General features: G+C 53.5%; 1 protein-coding gene. It reads right to left on the bottom strand.

What is annotated here, in order from left to right; genetic code table 11:
• The coding region (locus ACUHMQ_RS20785) for a cadherin-like domain-containing protein (protein WP_445297347.1) at positions 1–1,142 on the bottom strand (1,142 nt) is incomplete at both ends.

Raw genomic sequence — 1,142 nt, 5'->3', positions numbered from 1 at the left:
TGTTCTCAACCACACGGCCACTGCCTGCGCTAATGACCGGCAAATCATCGACTGGTGTGACATCGATAGTGATCGCCGATGTGGTCACTCCACCATTGCCGTCCGACACCGTTACCGTAAAGCTGTCTGGACCGCTGTAATCCTTGGCTGGCGTGTAGGTCCAGGTGCCATCAGGCTTAACCGTGACAGTGCCGTGGGCAGGATCACTACCTTTGCTGTAGGTCAGCGTATCGCCGTCGGCATCCGTCGCTGTAACCGAGCCAGAGACTGGTTTATCTTCTTCAGTGGTGTGTTGGTAGTTAGTTGCTACCGGCACATCGTTAGCCGGTGTGACATCAATAGTGATCGTCGATGTGGTAACGCCACCATTGCCATCCGACACCGTTACCGTAAAACTGTCCGTGCCGTTGTAATCATTGGTTGGCGTGTAAATCCAGGTGCCATCGGACTTAACCGTGACAATGCCGTGGGCAGGATCGTTACCTTTGCTGTAGGTCAGCGTGTCGCCATCGACATCCGTCGCGGTAACCGTACCTGAAACCTGCACATCTTCCTGTGTCGTCACCACTGGAATAGCAGCGACAACCGGTGCATCGTTCGTGCCTGTGACATGAATGCTGACTGTTGAAGTACTGCCATCGTTAAGCGTAACCGTGAAGGACTCATCGCGGACTTCTCCCTCTTTCAATAACTCTGCACGGTTATCCAGGGTGTAGGTCCACTTGCCTGTGGCATCGATGCTCAGGCTGCCGTATTGGCCTGAATGAGCTGCCGGTACAAAGGCAAGGCCGGGGTTATCCACATCGGTTGCAGACAGATTGCCAGTTGCACTGGGCTGAGTGTTCTCGACCACACTGCCGCTGCCCGCGCTGATGACAGGCAAATCATCGACTGGTGTGACATCGATAACTATCGTATTCGGTACGGTGTCAAAGGTATTTGCCTGATCTTGTACCGAGAAAGTGAAGTTGGCGTAGTTGTTTCCATTGGCATTCGCAACCGGTGTAAAGACCAACTCACTAAGCTTTGCCACAGCAATTATCTGTCCGGCCTGTACTCCAACGCCATTCAGATTCAGCGCGCCGGCAGCAGGCAGTGTATCGATTCGCACTGCCTTCAAACTGTCACCCACATCCACATCA

This window comes from Chitinimonas violaceus (assembly GCF_052601015.1).
The sequence above is the reverse complement of the archived record's forward strand: the minus strand, read 5'-3'. Positions and strand labels throughout refer to the sequence as shown.